Consider the following 20169-nt stretch of genomic DNA (forward strand, 5'->3'; position numbering starts at 1 on the left):
GGCTGGAGCGCCTGCCAACGCGTATCAGGTTTTCGCTATCGTCATATGACAATAAGATTACTAATCATACCTAGCGTAGAGATATTCCACCGTTAGATGCATGTAAACGATCGCGCCGCCGATGGCCAAGCGGGATGTCGAGGCGGACTTTCATAGGATCTGGAGCTGGTTCATCAATGGGGCGGGCCACGCGTCGGCCTGAGCCGGTGAAATGCACTCCGCTTAGCGCCTTGAGACTAACAAGCCGGAGCGGCTATGGGTTCACGACCCTGGCATGGTGGCTGCTTATCGAAGCTTTGTCCGGAAGAAATTGATCAGCTGAGCATTCATAAGGTTGTGAAACGCTGCTCGATCGAAGCCATTCGGATCGGCGCATATGACCGGCGCGTGCTTGGCAAGCACCGCACCGCACGGCGGCAGAAAGTCATAATGTCCTGCGCCTGCCACGACATGCATTTCGGGCGGATGAGGCAACGCGACGCGCACCGCCTCGTCGTACCAGGGATTGGGTTGATGGTGGTCATCGGCGGCGCGCCACAGCTGAACCGGGACCGTTACATCGTTCAAACCGCCGTTCGAGAAAGTGAACCCAAATGCCGGAGCGGCGACGGCTATCGCCTTGATGCGCTGGTCTCGCAACCAGGCATCGGGAGGAACAGGTAAAGCGGCTACTGAGCTGACGCCGGCTTTCGTAAGCGCGGCGCATAGATCGTGAGTGGGATGATCGCGGCAATAGGGGTCGATCAGGTTGAGATCCGGTTTTCCTCCGGCAGCCACGAGCACGGTGAAGCCGCCATTCGAGAAGCCGAAGGCGCCGATCCGCCGGGAGTCAACGTGAGCATGGTCCGGCCAATCGTCGAGGACGAAGGTGATCAGGCGATTCAGCTGCTGCGGCCGCCGCCAAAGTTTCAGCACCTGTCGCTGATCGTCGAAAGTGTCCCCCGCATGGTCGACCGCGGCAACGATGAAGCCTGCATGGGCAAGCGCGAGGGCCGTGTCGTAATGGCCGGCGAACGATCCCGCCCCGCCATGGGAAATGACGACCAGCGGCAAGGCGCGCCCGGCGATCGCACCATCCGGCGCCACCAATTGGGTGAAGGTCTCCAAACGTGTTTCCTGGGGTCGGGCGAGTGTCGGATACCAGATGCCTACGTGTAACGGAGGCTCGCCGCCGTTCGGAACGGCTATCTCCTGAAAGCCGACGAAGGTATGATCTTCAGCGTGAGCCGCGCCCGCAAAGATGATGACGAGTACGATGGCGGTTTGCCAGCAGAGGTGGAAAATAGACAGGATTGAATGCGTCTTTCCGTTCATCATCGGTCAGCCTCTCTAAATTGCGCGAGTTGGTGGACGCCGCGTTCGGATTGCCGTTCTGAGACAGAGCTGGCAGTGCCTTTTATCGCGGAGAGCGAAACCATGTTTCACCAAAGCTACTTGGCGGCAGAGGACTGAACATAATAGAGGCCATCATGTGGTTGCATGCTTATCTCGCTGATCCGCGTCGCCAGGCCGATGCTCAGTGCCTCTTGTGGCCTTACAAACCGGAGCTGCGGGCCAAAAAACTCGCCGTATTGCTTGTCGCTGATAGTAAGCCGATCCTTGAATATTTCCTTCATTCGATCATTGTCGATTTCAAGTACATTTGATCTCTCGGTGATCTCGTCCGGATTAAGCTTTTCGTTGCTGAAATCCTCTCTGGCGGAGTGAAATGCAAACAAAGACTCTTTATTTGCAACTCTTTCCTTTCCTGCTAAAAACAATAGAATTGCTGCCGAATCTACATTGGAAATAGCATAGGTATTGATCGTTATATCCATGGCACATAGCATGTGATATAGGGCAATCCCTGACGATATGTTCCCACCGTTGGAATTCAGCATAAGGTATATTATTTTGTAGCCCTTGGCTCTTAAGTCGATCAATCCATTGGTCAGACTGAGCGTCGATTTGTCGTCGATCGGTTGTGAGAAATACAAGTAAGCCGTTGAGGCACTATTTGCATTTACCTTGTCTTCGGCAGAGGCGAATTTGGGTTCAAGCATACCCGTAGCTAATGCAGATAGATACAGGCAGAGATCGCGGCGGTTCATGGTTGCTGACATATCAGATGGTCCTCGAATAGGATAAATACCTCGATAGAGCATGCGGCTTTCACAGGCGCCGGTAACGCTACGCCAATGCCGTTATTTGAAAGCCGTTTGATTTCATGAGTTCCAGGATGCCGTCATTACCCAACAAGACAGCCAAGGGGACAATGAGAAAATTCTTCGTCGCCTCAATTTTCAAGACCTGTTTCAGGAGCAGCGCCTTGAATTGGGGACCTGCCAGGGAGCCAAGCGGATTGACTACTCCTTCTTTGGCTATTTCCTCTCGCAATCGCGTGATCTCGGATACGCGCCGCTGCCTGTAAAGTGTTTCCATATAGCCACCGATAGGTCCCAGCTGGCGGCGTTTCTCGAGAAGATAGCTGATTTGATGTGCGCCAATCGCTTGCAGTGTGAAAGTGTCGGGTGGCGACCATATCGACATCAGATCCGCATCGCTTATCAGCGGGGAGATTTGCTTTCCGTTGGAGCGAACATGATCCATGATCACCCCTTCGACACTTGGCGCCCATGAGTGTTGTCCTTCGCCCATCAGCAACAAAGCTACTACGTATCCCGGAAGGCGTTCAACCGGAGAGCCTGCGGCAGCCGGCATGATGCGGCGCAGATCGTCTGCATCGGTCGGTGCCAAATCGGGAAGAACCGGTGGCACCTGTTTCATATTCGTTGTGTATCTCAAGGGCGGAGCATTCGGGCCGATGTCGGTATAGACCGAACTTGCCTGATCGGATATCCGCTCTCCATCGCGAACGATGTCGGATACCAGTGTGGCACTGATACGTTCATAACCGAAAATGGCGATTGATCGATCTGCCAGGTTCGCTTGCCAGAATACTGCGTTATCTTCACTTGCCGCAGCGCCTTGGCTTGCCGGAACCGTCAAAGCGCAAGCCAGAATGGCAAACTGCCGACGTGTTAGATGCATACTGGTCCTCCATTGACCATCTCAGATGGATCTGAAGCGCAGGTCGATCGGGTTCGTTCCGGATATCGCCATTAGGGACGCTCCATTGTCGGGCGTCCGCTCCAGGCGGCCGTTACGTTGCCACCGAGCCGCGGGTTGAGAAAAGGTCGGCGCCGTGCGATCAGGGTCGCCAAGCGTGGATCGTGGAAGCGAGCCTGGTACGGCTCCATCCAGGCGAGATCGCCGGCAAAAGTCCAAGGGAAAAGATGTTGTGGTGTCGAAGTATAGGCTGAAAAGCTGCTTTGATTGAGCACCGCAGCGATCACCACATTTGCCAGGCGTCGAATGGCCCCATTGTTTTCCGAATAGAGATCGACATGCCGCGCTTGCGCCAACTCCGCGGTGAAGACCAGGGGGATGAGCGCAAAATTATGATAGTGAAGCGCTCTATCGCCACGTTTCAGCTCGCGTTCCAATGTGCCGTTCGGTTGGATATCCTTGATACCTTCGCGCGCACGGGCAATGCCGGCGTCGATGAGATCGGGCCGTTTCATCAGCGTTCCTATTGCCGTGAGATTTAGGCCTGCCCAGTAAACCAGATTGTTGTGGAGGCGGTTGATGGCATTCGCATCCCGCGTAGAGGTGGCAATCTCGATGAGCCATTTCGAGATTGCGGGCGGAACGGCAGGTGCGTCGTTCTTTGATTGGGGAAAGAATCTGAGGAGGGCCAAAGCGAAATCAGTTCCTGCCCATGAGCGCTCATAATATCCCTGATAGCCCTTGATCGGCGACATCAAGGCATTCGAATGTGCCCAAGTGTCGAGAAGCTCGATCAGGCACGCCTTGTCGCCGCTGTCGGCTGCCTTGTTCACCTTTTCGATAAACGCATGCAGCGGCTTTATCACCCTGCCATAACCGTCCGGATCATCGTAGAAACCGGGAGGATCGATGGCAGAAATTGGCGGTGGGGCCGTGCAGGCTTCCGCGCGTACCGCGAAGGGAAAGGTGAAGACGATCAACATGCCGAGGAGCATTGCCGGATATGTCCGTTTGCGGCCCACTGGCGTTTTGAATGATGCAACCATCCTCATTCTCCAGTGTCGGACCGCCGCCTGCCTCAACCTTAATAAAAAGCCTTGTCATTCAGGCTCTCGTCAGATCTTGCGCTGCTTGAACGCGCGAGCGTTCGAAACCCGTCGGTCAATTTGAAAAAATCTTCACTGCCAGGAGCGATGAAAAGGCGGGACCCCGCCCAGGCGGAAGTTCTCTTCCATCATGCCTGGAGAGCGTCGCGTGAAGCATCTGCAATGATCTATGGTTCGTATCCGGAAACAGCGACCGGAGCTGCGAACTGCTCGCAGTTCGCGGTGGCAAGGCAGCGGCTCGTCACAGCTGCCGGCGAGTGTCGGAAAAATTTCTGAAGGGCAGGCGTTCGTTTCCAGACCGGTGAGGGTTGCCTTTAGCCGGACCCGGAAAGATGGTTAGTCACGCCAGCTTTTGGGCGAATTTAGCCGCCTGGCAGCTTCCATGAGCGACGAAAAAGCTCTTCTTGTGAGGCCGCCCAATGACGGCCCCCGGGGATCTCGCTTCTCCCGGCGGCGGTTTTCCTGGATTAGCGACTGAATTCCCCGCGACGACCACGGCAATATAAACCATCACACCCGAAGCTATTCTGGCTAAGGGCTGACAGCATTATTCCTCGGGCAAATAGCCTTGTCAGCGGCTGGCCAAATTCGTCGTTCCCGGGCAAATCCAGAGCGAGACGCTATCGGCTATAGTGAAGAAGTCGCGGTCCGGTCTGCTGGTGCCGTCGAGTTCGTCATAGAAGGTTTTTCCGTCCCATAGATCGGCATGGCCAAGCGCGCGCGTGCCATCCGGATTAGGGCCAAAGACGATGTCGAAAATGATAATCCCCTTCTTGCCGGTAAAACCGTCGCGGCTGACGGGCTTGCCCTTGACGACAAGATCGGGCGCGCCGAGACGCTGCTTCAGCCATTTGTGAAATTCCTGAACCGCATAGGCATAGCGCAATCCATCTTTGCCTGCCAAAGTTCTCAAGCCTGGAAAATGTGCTGGAATCTGATAGCTGGAACCATAATTAAATGCGCGGCTCATGCGAAGGGTGCAGCTGTCGCCGATGCTGTTCATCGCCCAGTCCGTCGTAAGACCGCCGCCGATAATCTCCTTCAGGGGCTTCAGCTTGACCCTTCGCGGATCGGGATAGTTCTTTACCAGATCATCGAAAGAGGGTCTCAAATGAGAACGTACCTGTTGGTTCATCTTACGTCATCCTCCGGTTGATATTTTGGTCGCGTCAATATCCATTGAGTTGATGTATTGCGGATATTTTCCATCGCCTTTCTTGGCGGGGACTTGCATTTCGATCTTTTCAATATCCGTCAGCTCCAGCTTGTAGCCATGGGTCTGGAAAGCCTGGGCGATGGGTGACGACTTAAGGATCGTGTTGAGCTCGGCCGTTACAACCTCATTGAAATGGCCGCGCTTCGGTTGGCCGGTCTCCGGGTTCCAATTGGCGTCCTTTTCGTGCAGCTTCGCCACCAGCTCCGTCGTCAAGCTATCCTTGGTTCCCGTCAGGAAGAGGGGAAAGGTCGATGGCAAGTCCTTATGTTCGCTCACTAATTGGCGTAGCAAGCCATCCAGGAGCTTGCCCTGTTCTTCGATGGATGGAAGCCTCTTCAGAGGCTGGCCTCTCTCACCAATCACGAAGACGACGGAAATACCGTCTTGCGGAGAGAAATAGTTCAATTTCACCGGTACGCCATCCGCCGAGGTCGCCATATAGCTGCTCGTCGGCCGCGGGAGCTGAGTTCCGCTCGATGACTGGCCGGCATCTTCGGCCGATGCAGGGGAAAGCGCGCAGGAAAGGATAAACAAGGCAATTAGGAAGGGCGCTCGAAAGACTTTGGCAAGTGAAGCCATGCCGTTGGTACTCCATAAGTTTCCGCTCGAACTCCGGCGTTTGACGACGAATGAAACCGTCAAAAGGCACGGGCAACATAGCCTCGCAACACGTCAGATCGCACCACCACGCGTGATCTAGGCCTCCGGTTGATTTTTTCGAGAGGGATGGGAGCTTTTAAGCGTGATGCCGAAAAGTGTAGGCGGTTTTCGGATGACATCCGGCTCTAGTTGCCGCCCTGATCGCTCGATCTGCAAAGGCGGCAAGAGGCTAGATCGATAGGGCGGATGGCCATCTCCGTCAGCATCACGCCGGCCCGCCGGCATTTGCTCAATCCGATGGGGATTTTGGTTTGATTGTCCCGAGTTGGCGGGGCAAAGCATGCCCGGCCAACCGCCGGGCACACCAGTTGCATCGATCAGGTCTTTGCGGCCTTGGCGAAGGTCGGATCGAAAGTCTTGTCGAATGGCACGTCGGCATTGGCGAGTTCTGGATCGAGCGTCTTCAGGACACCCATCATGGAATTGTAGCCTTCCATGGTAACCATGCCGTCCGGCGAATACATCTCCTTGGAATTCTTGAAGGCCTGCATGTAAAGATCGCGGTTGCCAAGCAGATATTCTTCCGGCACGACGCCGGCGACATCGTCCGGGCTTGCCGTCGAGATCCACTTCAGTGCCTTCATGAAGGCATTGACCGTCTTCTGTGTCGTGATCGGATTTTCCTTGGCAAATTCGCGTTTGATGTAGACCGTTGCCGCCGGGTTCGGGCCACCGAAAAGCGCACGGGTCCCGGCTTCCGTGCGGGTATCCAGAAGCACGGTGATGTCGCCGTCATACTGCAGCTGCGCGATGACCGGATCGAGATGGGAAAGACCATCGATCTGGTCGCTCTTGACAGCGGCAACCGCGCCGGCCCCGCCGCCGACGCCGATCAGCGAAGCATCGTCGGTCTTCAGCCCGTTCTTCAGCATGGCATATTGGAACATCAGTGCCGTCGAGGAGCCGGGCGCTGTCACGCCAATCTTGCGGCCCTTCATGTCCGCCATCGACTTGATCTCACCGGCGAGATCCTTGCGCATAGCGATCACGATGCCCGGAAAGCGGCCGAGATTGCAGATCGCGACTATATCCTGCCCCTTGTTCTGCATGCGGATGGTGTGTTCATAAGCGCCGGCGACGACATCGAGCGAGCCGCCGATCAGGCCTTCGAGCGACTTCGAACCGCCGGCGAAATCATTGATGGTGACGTTGAGACCTTCTTCCCTGAAGAAGCCTTTCCGCTCGGCGATCGTCAGCGGCAGGTAATAGAGCAACGGCTTGCCACCGACGCCGATCAACAGATCCGGCTTTTCCGGTTTCGCATCCTGTGCCGCGGCGGGCAGGATGCCTGCAAGCGACGCACCGATACCGAAGCTCGCCGTCCCGATCAGAAATGTCCTGCGTTCCATGTTCCTTTTTCCTCCACTTCGCTATTTTCCATGTGCTACTGGCCGCGCCAGGCCAGCAGGCGCCGTTCGACCATCGTCATCACCCAGTCCACGAGCAGGACGAAGGCGGTCAGAACCACCATGCCTGCAAAGACACCCGTCACGTCAAACACACCCTCGGCTTGCTGGATGAGATATCCAAGGCCTGCAGCCGAGCCCAGATACTCGCCGACGACTGCACCGACCACAGCAAAGCCCACCGATGTATGCAGGCTGGAAAACACCCAGGAAAGTGCGGAGGGCAGATAAACGTGGCGCAGCAGCTGGCGCTCGTTCATGCCGAGCATGCGGGCATTGGACAGCACCGGCTGACTGACCTCCTTGACGCCCTGATAGACGTTGAAGAAGACGATGAAGAAAACCAGCGTGATGCCGAGCGCGACCTTCGACCAGATACCGAGGCCGAACCAGAGCGCGAAAATTGGGGCAAGCACGACGCGGGGCAGGGCATTCGCTGCCTTCACATAGGGGTCGAAGACGGCCGCGATCAAGGGCCGGCGCGCGAACCAGAAACCGAAGACGATGCCGCCGAAGGCGCCGAGCAGGAAGGCGAGGATCGATTCCGACAGCGTGATCCAGAGATGATACCAGATCGATCCGGACGCGAACCACTGGATGACACGCTGCGCGACCTTGAGCGGATCGGCAAAGAAGAAGGATATGGTTTTCGGATTGCCGAAGAGGCTGGTGTTGGTCGCGAGATGCCAGAGGACCAAAATGACCAGTGCCACCAGGATTTGCAGCAGGAGAAGGAGGGAGCGGTTCATGCGATCTCTCCGCTGCTCTGGCGATAGGCCGTCATGACTTCATCGCGCAGTGCCTGCCAGATATCACGATGGAGCCGGTTGAAGACTGGATCGTGGCGGATCTCGCCGATATCGCGCGGCCGCTCCAGGGGCACCTCGAAATCGCCGATGATGCGGGATTTCGGACCGGCCGACATGATGACCACGCGGTCGGCAAGGCCGATAGCCTCGTCGAGATCGTGGGTAACGAACATCACGGCCTTGCGGTCCTCGGACCAGAGCTTGAGCAGGAGGTCGCCCATGATCAGGCGGGTCTGCGCATCGAGCGGCCCGAAGGGCTCGTCCATCAGCAGCAGTTTGGGATTGCGGATGAGCACCTGGGCAAGACCGACGCGCTTGCGCTGGCCGCCAGAGAGCATGCGTGGGAAACGATCGGCAAAAGTGGCAAGGCCGACGCGCGCCAGCCAGTCCCGGGCGATCCGCCTTGCCTCGGCCGTATCCGTTCCCGCAATTTCCAGCCCGATCGCAACATTCTCGAGAACCGTTTTCCACGGCATCAGCGAATCCTGCTGGAAGAGATAGCCTGCCTGCCGATTGATTGCCTTCAGCGGTTGGCCGAAGACTTCGACCGTGCCGGACGCCGGCTTCAAAAGCCCCGCCGTCGCATTGAGAAGTGTGGATTTTCCGCAGCCCGTGGGGCCGACAATGGCCACGAACTCATGCGCTTCTACATCCAGATTGGTCGCGGCTACGGCGTCGAACCGTGTCTTGCCGGCCATTTCAAAGGAAATGGCCACCTGTTTCAGGCTGACCGCCCTCACAGCCTCCATCGTCATGCCCTGCTTTCCTCCCGGACATCCGTCAACCTCGGGCGGACATCAGGCATTGCCATATCGGTTCAACAGATCAAAGCAGATCGTGCCAGTCAATATGTGATCGGCCGCTCAGTTCGTTATGTGATGAGCGCGGCGGAAAGGCATCACCAGATACCCGGCAGCAATCGGAACCGTACGCGCCGGGCATAGTCGGCATAGCCTTCCAGCTCGGCCTGCAGCAGGGCGTCCTCCCAGCTGGTGCGCAGGATCAGCAGGCCGCTTGCCCACGCGGCTGGGATCAAGGCCCACCAGGAACCGAGCGCCAGCGCCAGCCCGGCAAAGATCATAATCGCGCTGACATAGCCGGGATGACGCACGAATGTGTAGGGGCCATTGCTGATGACATGCTGGCCGCGTTCGCGCTGGAGGCGGACACCGGGTTCGAAAAAGCGATTGACGGCCTGTGCCCATGTGCCGAGCGCTATACCGGCCGCAAGGAGGATATAGCCCAGGATCACGACGGAGATTGGCATTGCCGACCACGCCATCCTGCCGGCATCCAGAGTTCCAAGCGGTATTTCGGCGATCATGCCAAGGCACATGAGCGAGACCAGGATGAGGTCCCAGCGTTTTGTCCCGGCCTGGAAGCGGCTGCGTGCCCTGAAGATCACGGGGTTCACGCGACGCATAATCAGCGTCGCTATCCCATAGCTTACCACGAGGAACGCAATGAAGATCCATCCGGGCGCCCAGTCGAGGCGACCGGCAGGCAGAAAGACAAATACGAGCAGCGCCAGCGGCAAGCCGATGGCATAGGATATGATCTTCGCGCGGGACATGGGTTCGGGTTCGGTGACAGTCATGTATTTGCTCCTTGCAAGGCAAACCTGCTGCGCCCTTCGATGGATTTATGCTGCATAGATGATGGAAGCAGACGGATCAGGCAATTCGACGCCTTGACACATCGGGCGCCGGGTTTAGACCGGCCTGACCACCATTATGCTCCTTCCCCCCGGAGATCCCATGAAATTCCTGGCATCCTTTTCCGCCTTCGTCGGCAAGACCTTTTCCATATGGGTCATCCTGTTTGCGGTTCTCGGCTTTTTCCTGCCCGATGTCTTCAAACAGCTTGCACCCTGGATCGTCGTGCTTCTCGGCATTATCATGTTCGGCATGGGGCTTACGATTTCGGTCGAGGATTTTCGCGAGCTGGCGCGTCGTCCCCATGAAGTCGCGATCGGCGTCATCGCACATTTTGGCATCATGCCGGCGCTGGCACTGCTTTTGACGCGGATCATTCCGATGCCGCCGGAAGTCGCCGCCGGTGTCATTCTGGTCGGCTGCTGCCCAGGCGGCACCTCGAGCAATGTCATGACCTATCTTGCACGTGGCGACGTGGCGCTGTCGGTCGCCTGCACGAGCGTGACGACACTCGCCGCGCCCATCGTCACGCCGTTCCTCGTCTGGATGTTCGCAAGTCAATATCTGCCCGTCAACGCCTGGTCGATGTTCATCAGCATCGTACAAGTCATCATCGTGCCGCTGCTGCTTGGCGTCATCGCGCAGAAGGCCGTGCCCGGCCTCGTACGCGCTGCGATTCCCGTTCTGCCGCTCGTCAGCGTCATCGGTATCGTGCTGATCGTTGCGGCTGTCGTCGGCGCGTCGAAGGCGGCCATTGTGCAGTCTGGCCTGCTGATTTTCGTCATCGTCGTGCTGCACAACGGTCTCGGCTACCTCTTCGGCTATTATGCCTCGAAGGTGCTTCGGCTCAACTTCTACAAGCGCAAGGCGCTGGCGATTGAGGTCGGCATGCAGAATTCAGGCCTGGGTGCCGCACTGGCGACGGCCTATTTCTCGCCGATCGCCGCCGTTCCTAGCGCGATCTTCTCTGTCTGGCACAATATTTCCGGCGCGACCCTGGCAAACTGGTTCGCCTCGCGCCAAGACCCAGATGCGCCGCCGCGCCCCTGATGCGGGCCTGAAAACTACGGCACGGGGAGGCGCGGCTCCAAGCCGTGCCGTCCCGACGGAAATGCTCACCATCGAGCGATGATCGCTCAGCTCATGTCCCTGGCAAGGGCACAATAAATGGATTGCTCCACGGTCCCGGCAAGCCGGGTCACGGTGAGCGCGATCGGTGGCAGTCGCAATCCGGCACCAAGATGGATGGTTGCGCCATCGGTGCGTAAGAGACTCAGATGCGCCGCCAGATCCGGTTCGTCCAGCCCGTCGAAGATGCCGCGGCCGCTTGTCTTCAATGCAGCCTCCTTGGCGACCCAGAGACGGTAGCAAACATCGAGCGCCGTTGAGCCATCGAGTGAGGCAACTGCGGCGGCTTCCATCCTTGAGAAATGGTCGGCCGCAAAGGCGATCGGATCGAAGCCGTTGAGATCCTCGATCTCGATATCGACACCGACTGGGTTATCCGGCGCAAAACCCGCCAGCAGCAGCTCCGCACGATGGGAAAGCGAAACGCCCAGTTCGTGATATGGAGGCCTTAGCGCCGGCCGATCGCTTGGCCGGCGATAGATGGAAATATCGTCCCGTTTCGCGGCTCGCCTCAACGCGTCTTGTGCGGCTTCGTCACGCTCTTCGCGTCCGCCCGATATCGGGCGGACAAGGATGGCGATCGCATCCGCAACCGTCAGGACGACCTCAAATCGAGGGGCCGTCATCCCACGCTCACGCAGCGGCGGAGGGCAGAGCCTCTTTCTGCGCGACCGGGATCGGCTGCTGCTCGGCTTGAACCGCCTGGGCGGGGGCGCCGACCCACGACGTTCCTTGCGGGATGGCCTCACCCTTCATGACCAGGGTCAGCAGTCCGATCTCAGCGAAATCGCCGACATTGGCCTCGTACAAGACGGTGCTGCCCGAGCCGATGGAGACGCCCTTGCCGATCGTGATGCGGCCGACCTTCATGATGCGGTCTTCATAGAGATGGGTCTGCGGGCAGGACCCCATGTTGAGTACGGCATGGTCGCCGATATGGGTGCAATCGAACTCGCAAATGTCGGTGCTGTTGATCCATGCCCCCTGTCCGATCTTGGCACCGAAGGGACGGAGCAGCCAGGGCAGGAAAGGCGTGCCACGCAGATAGTCGAGCAGCATCTTGCTGGCGAGCCCGCCGTAGAAGACCGCGACGGCTTCGGTCCGCATAGCCCACCAGGACCACATCGGCCGATTCATAGGCTTGTAGGTGCCGATCAGTGTCCATTTGAAGGCGACTGCGACGAGATACAGGATACCCGAGGTCGCCAGGCCGGCCGCCATCAGCGTCCAGAACAGGCTGCCCCAGGCGCCGTTGTCGATTTCGTTGGCCAGCATGTCGGACATGGCGAGTGCCATGACGATCAGGATAGCGGTTGGCAGCGACGTATGCATGGCCTCGAACACGATGCGCACAAGGCGCATGCGCAGTGGCGGTGCATAGGTGGCGGTCGCAGCCGCCTGCAGCCTCTCGCGCGTCGGGAACTGGAAGGCAGGGCTGCCGCACCAGGTTTCACCTGCCTTGACGTGCAGGGAGTCGGGCAGGCGCGTCTTGATGCCGACGAGTGAATCGCTCTCGATCACGGCACCCTGCGAGATGACGGAGGAGTTGCCGAAGAAGCAGCGATCGCCGGTCTTCAGACGCTTGAGCACCATCCAGCCGTTCTGAATTTCCTCGTCGCCGAAGATGGTCTCGTCACCGATGAAGTTGTCGCGGCCCATTTCGATGAGGTCGTAGCGACCGGCGAAGTTTGCAGAGATCTCCGTGCCCTTGCCGATCTTGGCTCCCATCAGGCGGTACCAATTGCGCATGAAGACGGTGGCGTAGAGCGAATTCAGCGTTTCCAGCATGGCCTCGGTGGTGAGGCCGACAACCCATTTGCGGAAATAGAGATTGCCGAAGATGGAATAGCGGCCTGGCACGACGCGGGGCAGCAGAACCCATCTGAGCGCCACGACGACGGCCATGGACACGACGATCAGCAGGAAGGCGGCCGGCCAGGAGAGTGCCGCGATCATTCCCCAGGACAAGGCCTCTTCGGAGCCGGGAGCATACATCTCCTGCACGGCGGAGAACAGATAGAAAGCCGGGAAGATCGGCAGCAGGCCGACGACGAGGCTGAGATTATAGGCGACGAAATAGGCGGCGAACTGGAAGACCCGTCCGACGGTTCCAAGCTCCGGATGCGCCGGCATTTCCTCATGTTCCGCATGGCCGGTCTGGCGAGCGGGCGAACCATCCCAGCGGGTATGGGCCTCGACATGCGTGCCGGCGGCGATCGCCGTCAGATCGCCGATGACGGCTCCGTCATCGATCTTGACATTGTGGCCGATGACGGAACCATTGCCGATCTGCACGCCTTCGCCGATATCGATCGTGCCGACATGGATCTCATTGCCGATGACTTCGACATTGGCGAGCTTGATCTTGACGCCGAGGCTGGATCTGGCGCCAACCCGCACGAGGTCGATCGCGCCTTCTTCGAACTCGTCGATCATCGCATCCTTGCCGACCTTCGCGCCGAGTGCGCGCATATAGGCGCGGATGAGCGGCGAGCCCTTGAGGAATTTCGGTGCGGTCAGCTGAACGATGCGCTGCATCAGCCAGATGCGGAAATAATAGGTGCCCCACAGCGGATAGACGCCCGGCCGTGTGCGGCCGATGACAAGCCACTTGAGGGCGACGACGAGCAACTTCTCACCGAGATTGAGAGCGAGATAGACGCCGCCCAGAATGAGAATTTCATTCCAGACCGACGCGCCGTCATCGATCAGCAGAATCGAGGCGAGCAGCAGGCCGATCCATTGCAGCGTAGCGATCGCGACAATGAAGGGCAGGACCACGGCCTGGGCCAGGCCGCAAAGGAAGCGCCGGCGCCACGGGACTGGCTCGAAGCTCTTGCGTTCCTGACTGGAGGCCCGCTCGGTGCGCTGCTCCAGGATCGCCGCAATGCCGCGCAGGGTCCGGCCGGCATAGACGTCGCGCAGGGCTATGCCCGCCAGCAGCGGGATCTTGCGGACTTCGGAAACGAACCGTGCCGCCAGCATGGAATGTCCGCCGAGCTCGGTGAAAAAATCCGCCTCGAAGCTGATGGCGCGCAGGCGAAGCGCCTCGGTTGCCGCCTTCAGCAGCTGTGCTTCGGTCCATGTGCGCGGCTGCTCTTGTGCCTGGGTTGATTGATCGACCGCCAGCGGGATCGCAGCGAGTGTCTTGCGGTCGATCTTGCCGGAGGGAAGCCGCGGCAACGAGACATGGCTGTGCCAGGCGGCAGGCACCATATAGGGCGGCAGCTTGGCGGCGAGTACGGCGCGCGCTTTGTCGCGATCGAAATTATTGCCCGACGTCACGACGTGGGCGACCAGCATTTCCTCACCATCCGGCGGCCGATGCACGACCACGGAAGCAGCTTTCACGTCCGCGAGCTCTCCGACAACGGTCTCGATCTCGCCGAGCTCGATGCGATAGCCACGTATTTTCACCTGGTCGTCGATGCGGCCGAGGAAATGAAGCTGCCCTTCCTCGTCCATCAACACGGCATCGCCGCTGCGGTAAAGCACAGGGTCGCCATGGGGCGCGAAAGGATTGGCGATGAACTTGGCGGAGGTCAGCTGCGGCAGGTTCCGGTAGCCGGCCGCGACGCCCGGTCCGCCGATCAGCAATTCGCCGGTGTCGCCGCGCGCGACAAGCTGCATGTTTTCATCAACGACATAGGCGGTCGCGTTGGCGATCGGGCAGCCGATCGTGATCGGCCGGGAGGGGTCGAGTTCGGCGTAGGTCGCTACCACCGTCGTCTCGGTCGGGCCGTAGGTGTTGATCAGGCGCCGGCCGGTCTTGGAGAAGCGGCTGACGATTGCCGGAGGGCAGGCTTCGCCGCCAACGATGATGATGCGCAGGCATTCGACATCGCGCTCCAGCATGGTGAGCAGGGTCGGCACGGTATCGATGACCGTGATCTTCTCCGCTTCCAGCACGTCGGAAAGCCTGTCGAGCTCGGCCATGACAGCCGATGTCGCAACCTTCAGCGTCGCGCCGACCAGATAGGGGACGAAGATTTCTTCGAGCGAAAGGTCGAAGGCGACCGAAGCCTGCTGAAGAACGACATCCGATTCGACCATGCCGAGAACGTCATTACCGGCGCGCAGATAATGGCAGATATTCCGGTGCGTGATGACGATGCCCTTTGGCTTGCCCGTGGAGCCGGATGTATAGATGGCGTAGGCCGGATCGTCGTGAGCGGCGACACGTGGCGCAACGCCATCGTCATCTTCGGCGAGCAGCGTCTTGAGGAGCAGTGTCTGACCATCGAATTCGGGTGTGAGAGCCGCCTTTTCGTCATGCGTCAGCAGCCATTTCGCGCCGCAATCGGCCAGGCTGACAGCTACGCGATCGGCAGGAGCGGACGCATCGAACGGGATATAGGCAGCTCCGGCCTTGAGAATCGCCAGAAGCGCGACATGTAACTCAAGGGAACGTTGGAACCACAGGCCGACGAAATCGCCAGGGCCGATACCACGACGGCCGAGCGCACGCGCCGCCTCATCGGAGAGCCGGTCAAGCTCGGCATAGGTCATCGCCTGGTCGGTTCCGATCAGGGTCAGGGCCATCTTGTCGGGGCTGCGAGCGACCGTTGCCTTGAATATGTCCACCAGGGTTTCATTGCGGACGAACTCAGGCCGAATGCCGCCTGAGGAAACCGAGAGGCTGGCATTTGGGGTAATCGACGAGATCTGGATAGTCATGGTAACTTCTGCGAAACGAAACTCGACACAATCAGCGTGCCATCTATCAATGCTTATACACCCTTCAATTTGCAGCTCTCTTACGGGCGCTGTCAGGGAATTGTAATGTTGGGAAAGCTATGTTTGGATCGGCGTGGGGCGAGCCCTGCGTGCTATCTCGGAAGAAGGATTAATATCGTTGCGCATATTCGGGCGAAGAGCCGGCTGGCACCGCTGGCTGTCCGTTCTTTTGGTAACGGCTTTGCTGAGCTCGCCGGGCATGGAGGCATTAGCTCGCTCGCATAGCAGTGTTCTGGTCGAAGATGCCGGCGCCTTGCGGCCGCTGCGCGAGATTTATGCGGTCGTTGCGCGCGAAATGCCGGGAAAGGTGCTGCGAATCAAACGTGTTCGCCGGGCCGGACGCCAGGCTTACGCCGTGCGTGTATTGAAGCCGGATGGCAAACGTGGTGACATAGTGCTCGACGGTGCAACACTCGCCGTAATCGAGAGACGCTGAAAATGCGCATTCTGATTGCTGAGGATGAGCCCAGTATTGTGGCGGATATGCGCCGCTGCCTGGAGGACCAGCATTATGTCGTCTCGACCGTGAGCAACGGCGAGGAGGCTTGGTATCGCGGCGATATCGAGCATTTCGATCTTGTCATTCTCGATCTCGGACTTCCCAAGCTTGATGGCCTCACCGTGCTGCGACGCTGGCGTGCAGAACGCCGTGGCATGCCTGTCATCATATTGACGGCGCGCGACGGCTGGCGCGACAAGGTCGATGGCATGGATGCGGGCGCCGACGATTATCTGACGAAGCCCTTCCGCATGGAAGAACTTCTGGCCCGCGTGCGCGCCCTGATGCGCCGCGCCGCCGGGCAATCCTCTCCAATCCTTTCCAACGGCGTGCTGGAACTCGACACGCGCCAGCGTACGGTTTCGTTTCGTGGGCAGCCGGTTCAGGTGACGGCGCTCGAATACCGGCTTCTTGCCTATCTGATGCACAATGCCGGCACCGTGCTTTCCCGAACGCAGATCGCCGACAGCATCTATGACGAAGAGACGGAGCTTCTGTCGAACGCGCTCGAGGTGGTCGTCGCGCGCCTGCGCCGCAAGTTCGATGGCACAGTCATCGAGACCCGGCGCGGCCAGGGCTATATCATTCCGCGCGAGGCGCCGCCGTCATGACGCCGTTTTCGCTGCGAGGGCGGTTGCTGCTGGGTTCTGCGGTGGCGATCATCGTCGCAACCTTTCTGGCAGGCGTGGGCATCAATGCGATTTCCGGGCTGGCCGTCCGGGCGCTTGCCCTCTCCGAGATTGACGAGGAATTGCGCGTTCTTTTGGCCGCGGTCGATATCAATTCGTCCAATCAGCTCTTTCTCGACGATACGCCGACGGATTCCCGTTTCGGCATTCCGAATGGCGGTTTCTATTGGCAGGTCGGCCGCAACGGCAACGTGGAGTTGCGCTCGCAATCGCTTTGGGAACAGAACCTGCCCTGGCTTCGTTCCCGCCCTCGCGATGCCGGCCGGGCAACAGATATGAAAGGACCGAACGGCAGCCACCTTCTTGCTGTCGAGCGGTCCATCTCCATCCCTTCGGCCACCGGCGATCAGATGGTCGATATCGTGATGGCGCTCGACAATCGCGAGCTTGCGCCAGCGCGCTGGCGCTTCTTCTACGCCATGGCGCCATCCCTTGGTGTGCTTTCGGCTGCCCTCATCGTGGCCGTCATCGCCTTTCTGAGATATGGATTGCGGCCGCTCAACGATCTGCGTGCGGCCTTGATGGCGGTGCAGGAGCGTTCCGCGCGCAAGATCACCGGCCAGTTTCCGCGCGAGGTCCAGCCTCTTGTGGACGATCTCAACGGCCTGCTGGCATCCCGTGAGACGCAGCTGACGCAGGCGCGTGCGCGCGCCGGCGATCTGGCGCATGGGCTGAAGACGCCGCTCGCGGCACTGGAGGCGACGGCGCGCCTTCTATCGGAAGAGGGCATGTCGGAGCGAGCGGCGGCCATCCAGACGGAGGTCAGCCGGATGGAGGCGCAGATCAAGCGAACGCTCGCGCAAACCCGCGCCAGCCTGGCAGCCGCCCATACCGTCGGCGTCATGGATGCCAGCGCCGATCTCCAGAAGATCATATCGGTCATGCGGCGTCTGTCCACCGAGCGGAAGATCGATTTCGAACTTGCGGCGCCGCCGGAGATGTGGCTGGCGATCGATGAGGCGGATTTCGCCGACATCACCGGCAATCTGATCGACAATGCCAGGAAATGGACGGCCGGCAAGGTCAAGGTTCGCCTGTCGCAAGTGCCCGAGCTTGAGGGTGTAGAACTGTGCATTGAGGACGATGGTCCGGGCCTGCCGGAGGATGCGGAAATGGCTTTCATCCGCCGCGGCAGGCGGCTGGACGAAAGCATTGCCGGAACCGGCTTCGGCCTGGCGATCGCCAAGGATCTGGTCGAAGCCTATGACGGCAAGCTGACGCTTGCCCGCTCCAGCCTCGGGGGCCTGTCCGTTACCGTCAATCTGCCGGCACGACTGGTGAAGGACAAGCAGACGGCGCTGGAAAATTAGTTCGACGCAGTCGGGATTGGACTGGAAAAAGGACGGATATCGCCGGTGGTCGCCGGAGCGCAATGAAGACTTGAATCACGTAGCGTTCATGACCGCACTAAGTTGAGATTGAACTCAAGTGTGTGCTGCATGGTTGCCTGAACTGCCGGTGCTAACGGAGTCTCGTTGCCGTTGAAAATGTGCCCATGCTCGGCCATCAGGTCCAGCAGGAAGACACTCGTGTAAAGACGAAAAAGCCGGTCATCGGCTTGCTTGGCGTGCCGGAGCCACGCATCGACGTAGCTCACGGGGCCGCCATAGGCCATCAGCGCAGCCAATGTTAAGGCGGCCGGATAACGTGGATCGCCAAAGCAAAGATCATCGACGTCGACAATGCCGCTGAACGCGCCGTCTGGTGTCACAATCACGTTCTTTGTCGTGGTGTCATGCAGGAAGGGTATTGCTTCGATCCTGTCGAGTTCTTTGCGTCTGGCCGTTACCTCGCGTTCGACTGCGTCGACCAGCCCGACATCAAACAACCCGGCAGACCCGATTCGCCCTCGCGAACGGGCAAGATTGGCAAGCACCACCTGCGACCACGCGCCGTGCTGTGCTTGCTCCGCTCGCGCGGCATATCCGTAGCGTCCTGCTGATATGGTTCTTGCTGTGATGGCCTGGGCATGCGCCACGCGTGAAGCAATCCGACCCAGCTTGACTCCCGAAAGGTTCAAGATGACCGAACCCAGATCCGTGCCGGGAAGGCGTTCCAGCAGAAGCCAGGGAAACTCCGCGTCTATACCTTCGGCCAGAATGGTTGGAAGCGGCACGCCTTCAGGTCGTAATAATCCCGAAAGATAGACCGCTCCGGCCATCTCTGCCCGAGCGGATGGGTCGCCAACGCGCACGACGGCTGGAGACCGGTCGGCGAACTGAAGATCGAAGACATAGTGCCGTGCACCGGTTGGGAAGCGTCCGACAGTAACCGGAGAGCAACCAACGGCCCCTGCGGCGATCGCTGCGGCAAGCTCAGCATCCGGCGTTCGCCGCATTGGTATTTTCTGCTTCATGTGTGAGTAGGCCTATGTCAGAAGCGGAACATCAGTTGCTATATTCTCAACTTGCGATCGCCTTCAGGTGTCTTTCCGCGGAACGTCCCACCACCAGATTGCCGTCGTTTTCGACCGTTCGACCGGGAAATGCGCCATAGATCGCCTCGAATCGATAGGCTCGAACGGTTTTCGATATCGTCGTCACCGTCTTGGCGTTGAGAGGGAGGAGGTTGGGGTAGCTGCGCATGAAGCTGACGAATTTGCGGTCCATCGTCACCTGCATCGTGTCGCCGACGAAGAGGGCGCCGCGGCCGCCTTCGAGCCAGGGACAATGGAGCACGGAGCTGCCGTCGAAATGGCCGCCGCAACGGATCATGGTCGCTTGGCCAATCGGCAGCATCTCGCTTGTCCACGGGCGTAAGGCTGCGCCGCGCCTTTGCACCCATTCGCCATCGTCTGCGTGGATATGAATCGGCGCGTCGCCGCAGGCAATACTCCATTCGATCATCGACGAATAGAAATGAGGGTGGGAGATCGCGATCGCGTTCAAGCCGCCCATAGCGGCAATCCGCGCTTTGCTGGCCTCGTCGATGAGGCTGAGGCAGTCCCACAGGATATTGCCATCAGGTCCTTCGATCAGAAAGGCGCGCTGGCCAATGCCGAAATGGGGCGAGATCTGCAGGCTGTGAACGCCCTCGGCTTCCTCATTCCAGATCACCGCATGCCTCTGGCCGAGGCTCGCCATGTCGGTCCATTCCTGCCCCGATTGGGGTACGAACTGACGCTCGTCCTCGCAGATCGGGCAGGCCGGCGGCGGTCCGTCGCCATCTCCGAACTGTATGCCGCATGTGATGCAGATAAAATGCGTCATCTCAAAC

General features: G+C 59.2%; 18 protein-coding genes. 4 read left to right on the top strand and 14 right to left on the bottom strand.

The features are described 5' to 3' along the window. Positions 1–285 precede the first annotated feature (285 nt). From AC13Q5_RS14260 to AC13Q5_RS14305, 10 genes are all read right to left on the bottom strand, one after another. On the bottom strand, positions 286–1317 hold the full coding sequence (locus tag AC13Q5_RS14260; protein WP_488502069.1) for an alpha/beta hydrolase family protein: 1032 nt from the start codon (positions 1315–1317) through the stop codon (positions 286–288). Positions 1318–1430: 113 nt separating this feature from the next. Further along, entirely contained in the window at positions 1431–2102 is a 672-nt protein-coding gene (locus AC13Q5_RS14265; protein WP_244557965.1) for an ATP-dependent Clp protease proteolytic subunit, read from the bottom strand. Positions 2103–2169: 67 nt separating this feature from the next. After that, positions 2170–3030, bottom strand: a complete 861-nt coding sequence (locus AC13Q5_RS14270) for a hypothetical protein (protein WP_488502070.1) — start codon at positions 3028–3030, stop codon at positions 2170–2172. A gap of 71 nt (positions 3031–3101) precedes the next feature. Beyond that, on the bottom strand, positions 3102–4094 hold the full coding sequence (locus AC13Q5_RS14275) for an alginate lyase family protein (RefSeq protein ID WP_488502071.1): 993 nt from the start codon (positions 4092–4094) through the stop codon (positions 3102–3104). 631 nt (positions 4095–4725) lie between these two features. Continuing rightward, positions 4726–5289 carry a T6SS effector amidase Tae4 family protein gene (locus tag AC13Q5_RS14280; protein ID WP_488502072.1) on the bottom strand — a complete coding sequence of 188 codons (564 nt, stop codon included), beginning with the start codon at positions 5287–5289 and terminating at the stop codon, positions 4726–4728. A 6-nt stretch (positions 5290–5295) separates the two neighbouring features. After that, entirely contained in the window at positions 5296–5949 is a 654-nt protein-coding gene (locus AC13Q5_RS14285; RefSeq protein ID WP_488502073.1) for a hypothetical protein, read from the bottom strand. A 398-nt stretch (positions 5950–6347) separates the two neighbouring features. Then, positions 6348–7379: an ABC transporter substrate-binding protein gene (locus tag AC13Q5_RS14290; RefSeq protein WP_488502074.1), complete on the bottom strand. Its 1032-nt coding sequence runs from the start codon at positions 7377–7379 to the stop codon at positions 6348–6350. A 35-nt stretch (positions 7380–7414) separates the two neighbouring features. Next, a complete protein-coding gene (locus tag AC13Q5_RS14295) occupies positions 7415–8185 on the bottom strand; it encodes an ABC transporter permease (protein WP_075855948.1) in 771 nt (256 codons plus the stop codon). Continuing rightward, the gene (locus AC13Q5_RS14300; protein ID WP_075855949.1) at positions 8182–9000 is read right to left on the bottom strand and encodes an ABC transporter ATP-binding protein; all 819 of its coding nucleotides are present in this window, start codon (positions 8998–9000) and stop codon (positions 8182–8184) included. Before AC13Q5_RS14300 ends, AC13Q5_RS14295 begins: the two co-directional genes overlap by 4 nt. 143 nt (positions 9001–9143) lie before the next feature. Further along, entirely contained in the window at positions 9144–9842 is a 699-nt protein-coding gene (locus AC13Q5_RS14305) for a methyltransferase family protein (protein ID WP_488502075.1), read from the bottom strand. 160 nt (positions 9843–10002) lie between these two features. On the opposite strand from AC13Q5_RS14305, the gene AC13Q5_RS14310 reads away from it, so the two are divergent. Continuing rightward, positions 10003–10950, top strand: coding sequence for a bile acid:sodium symporter family protein (locus tag AC13Q5_RS14310; protein ID WP_488502076.1), 948 nt, complete (start codon positions 10003–10005; stop codon positions 10948–10950). Between the two features lie 86 nt (positions 10951–11036). Here AC13Q5_RS14310 and AC13Q5_RS14315 read toward each other — a convergent pair whose 3' ends face one another. Together AC13Q5_RS14315 and AC13Q5_RS14320 are read right to left on the bottom strand one after the other, a co-directional pair. Then, positions 11037–11654 carry a 4'-phosphopantetheinyl transferase family protein gene (locus AC13Q5_RS14315; RefSeq protein WP_457880328.1) on the bottom strand — a complete coding sequence of 206 codons (618 nt, stop codon included), beginning with the start codon at positions 11652–11654 and terminating at the stop codon, positions 11037–11039. A gap of 7 nt (positions 11655–11661) precedes the next feature. After that, positions 11662–15705, bottom strand: a complete 4044-nt coding sequence (locus AC13Q5_RS14320; RefSeq protein ID WP_488502077.1) for a Pls/PosA family non-ribosomal peptide synthetase — start codon at positions 15703–15705, stop codon at positions 11662–11664. Between the two features lie 259 nt (positions 15706–15964). Here AC13Q5_RS14320 and AC13Q5_RS14325 point away from each other — a divergent pair, with 259 nt between their 5' ends. From AC13Q5_RS14325 to AC13Q5_RS14335, 3 genes are read left to right on the top strand one after another with little or no spacing between them, the layout of a single operon-like run. Beyond that, on the top strand, positions 15965–16201 hold the full coding sequence (locus AC13Q5_RS14325) for a PepSY domain-containing protein (RefSeq protein WP_083961455.1): 237 nt from the start codon (positions 15965–15967) through the stop codon (positions 16199–16201). Between the two features lie 2 nt (positions 16202–16203). Then, positions 16204–16875: a response regulator transcription factor gene (locus tag AC13Q5_RS14330; RefSeq protein WP_015342375.1), complete on the top strand. Its 672-nt coding sequence runs from the start codon at positions 16204–16206 to the stop codon at positions 16873–16875. Beyond that, positions 16872–18263: an ATP-binding protein gene (locus tag AC13Q5_RS14335; protein ID WP_488502078.1), complete on the top strand. Its 1392-nt coding sequence runs from the start codon at positions 16872–16874 to the stop codon at positions 18261–18263. The genes AC13Q5_RS14330 and AC13Q5_RS14335 overlap by 4 nt, the downstream gene beginning before the upstream one ends. 86 nt (positions 18264–18349) lie before the next feature. Here AC13Q5_RS14335 and AC13Q5_RS14340 read toward each other — a convergent pair whose 3' ends face one another. Together AC13Q5_RS14340 and AC13Q5_RS14345 are read right to left on the bottom strand one after the other, a co-directional pair. Continuing rightward, positions 18350–19309 (bottom strand): aminoglycoside phosphotransferase family protein, encoded by a 960-nt coding sequence (locus tag AC13Q5_RS14340; protein ID WP_488502079.1) that lies wholly within the window; start codon positions 19307–19309, stop codon positions 18350–18352. A 46-nt stretch (positions 19310–19355) separates the two neighbouring features. After that, positions 19356–20162 (bottom strand): MBL fold metallo-hydrolase, encoded by an 807-nt coding sequence (locus tag AC13Q5_RS14345; RefSeq protein WP_488502080.1) that lies wholly within the window; start codon positions 20160–20162, stop codon positions 19356–19358. Positions 20163–20169: the final 7 nt, after the last annotated feature.

The organism is Martinezella sp. CNPSo 3964 (genome assembly GCF_057784375.1).

Bases quoted from the DNA above. Each gene is read 5' to 3' on its own strand.
- AC13Q5_RS14285 (WP_488502073.1), bottom strand. From the start codon at position 5,949: ATGGCTTCACTTGCCAAAGTCTTTCGAGCGCCCTTCCTAATTGCCTTG.
- AC13Q5_RS14275 (WP_488502071.1), bottom strand. From the start codon at position 4,094: ATGGTTGCATCATTCAAAACGCCAGTGGGCCGCAAACGGACATATCCG.
- AC13Q5_RS14300 (WP_075855949.1), bottom strand. From the start codon at position 9,000: ATGACGATGGAGGCTGTGAGGGCGGTCAGCCTGAAACAGGTGGCCATT.
- AC13Q5_RS14330 (WP_015342375.1), top strand. From the start codon at position 16,204: ATGCGCATTCTGATTGCTGAGGATGAGCCCAGTATTGTGGCGGATATG.
- AC13Q5_RS14305 (WP_488502075.1), bottom strand. From the start codon at position 9,842: ATGACTGTCACCGAACCCGAACCCATGTCCCGCGCGAAGATCATATCC.
- AC13Q5_RS14345 (WP_488502080.1), bottom strand. From the start codon at position 20,162: ATGACGCATTTTATCTGCATCACATGCGGCATACAGTTCGGAGATGGC.
- AC13Q5_RS14270 (WP_488502070.1), bottom strand. From the start codon at position 3,030: ATGCATCTAACACGTCGGCAGTTTGCCATTCTGGCTTGCGCTTTGACG.
- AC13Q5_RS14325 (WP_083961455.1), top strand. From the start codon at position 15,965: ATGGAGGCATTAGCTCGCTCGCATAGCAGTGTTCTGGTCGAAGATGCC.
- AC13Q5_RS14335 (WP_488502078.1), top strand. From the start codon at position 16,872: ATGACGCCGTTTTCGCTGCGAGGGCGGTTGCTGCTGGGTTCTGCGGTG.
- AC13Q5_RS14290 (WP_488502074.1), bottom strand. From the start codon at position 7,379: ATGGAACGCAGGACATTTCTGATCGGGACGGCGAGCTTCGGTATCGGT.
- AC13Q5_RS14310 (WP_488502076.1), top strand. From the start codon at position 10,003: ATGAAATTCCTGGCATCCTTTTCCGCCTTCGTCGGCAAGACCTTTTCC.
- AC13Q5_RS14315 (WP_457880328.1), bottom strand. From the start codon at position 11,654: ATGACGGCCCCTCGATTTGAGGTCGTCCTGACGGTTGCGGATGCGATC.
- AC13Q5_RS14280 (WP_488502072.1), bottom strand. From the start codon at position 5,289: ATGAACCAACAGGTACGTTCTCATTTGAGACCCTCTTTCGATGATCTG.
- AC13Q5_RS14265 (WP_244557965.1), bottom strand. From the start codon at position 2,102: ATGTCAGCAACCATGAACCGCCGCGATCTCTGCCTGTATCTATCTGCA.
- AC13Q5_RS14340 (WP_488502079.1), bottom strand. From the start codon at position 19,309: ATGAAGCAGAAAATACCAATGCGGCGAACGCCGGATGCTGAGCTTGCC.
- AC13Q5_RS14320 (WP_488502077.1), bottom strand. From the start codon at position 15,705: ATGACTATCCAGATCTCGTCGATTACCCCAAATGCCAGCCTCTCGGTT.
- AC13Q5_RS14260 (WP_488502069.1), bottom strand. From the start codon at position 1,317: ATGATGAACGGAAAGACGCATTCAATCCTGTCTATTTTCCACCTCTGC.
- AC13Q5_RS14295 (WP_075855948.1), bottom strand. From the start codon at position 8,185: ATGAACCGCTCCCTCCTTCTCCTGCTGCAAATCCTGGTGGCACTGGTC.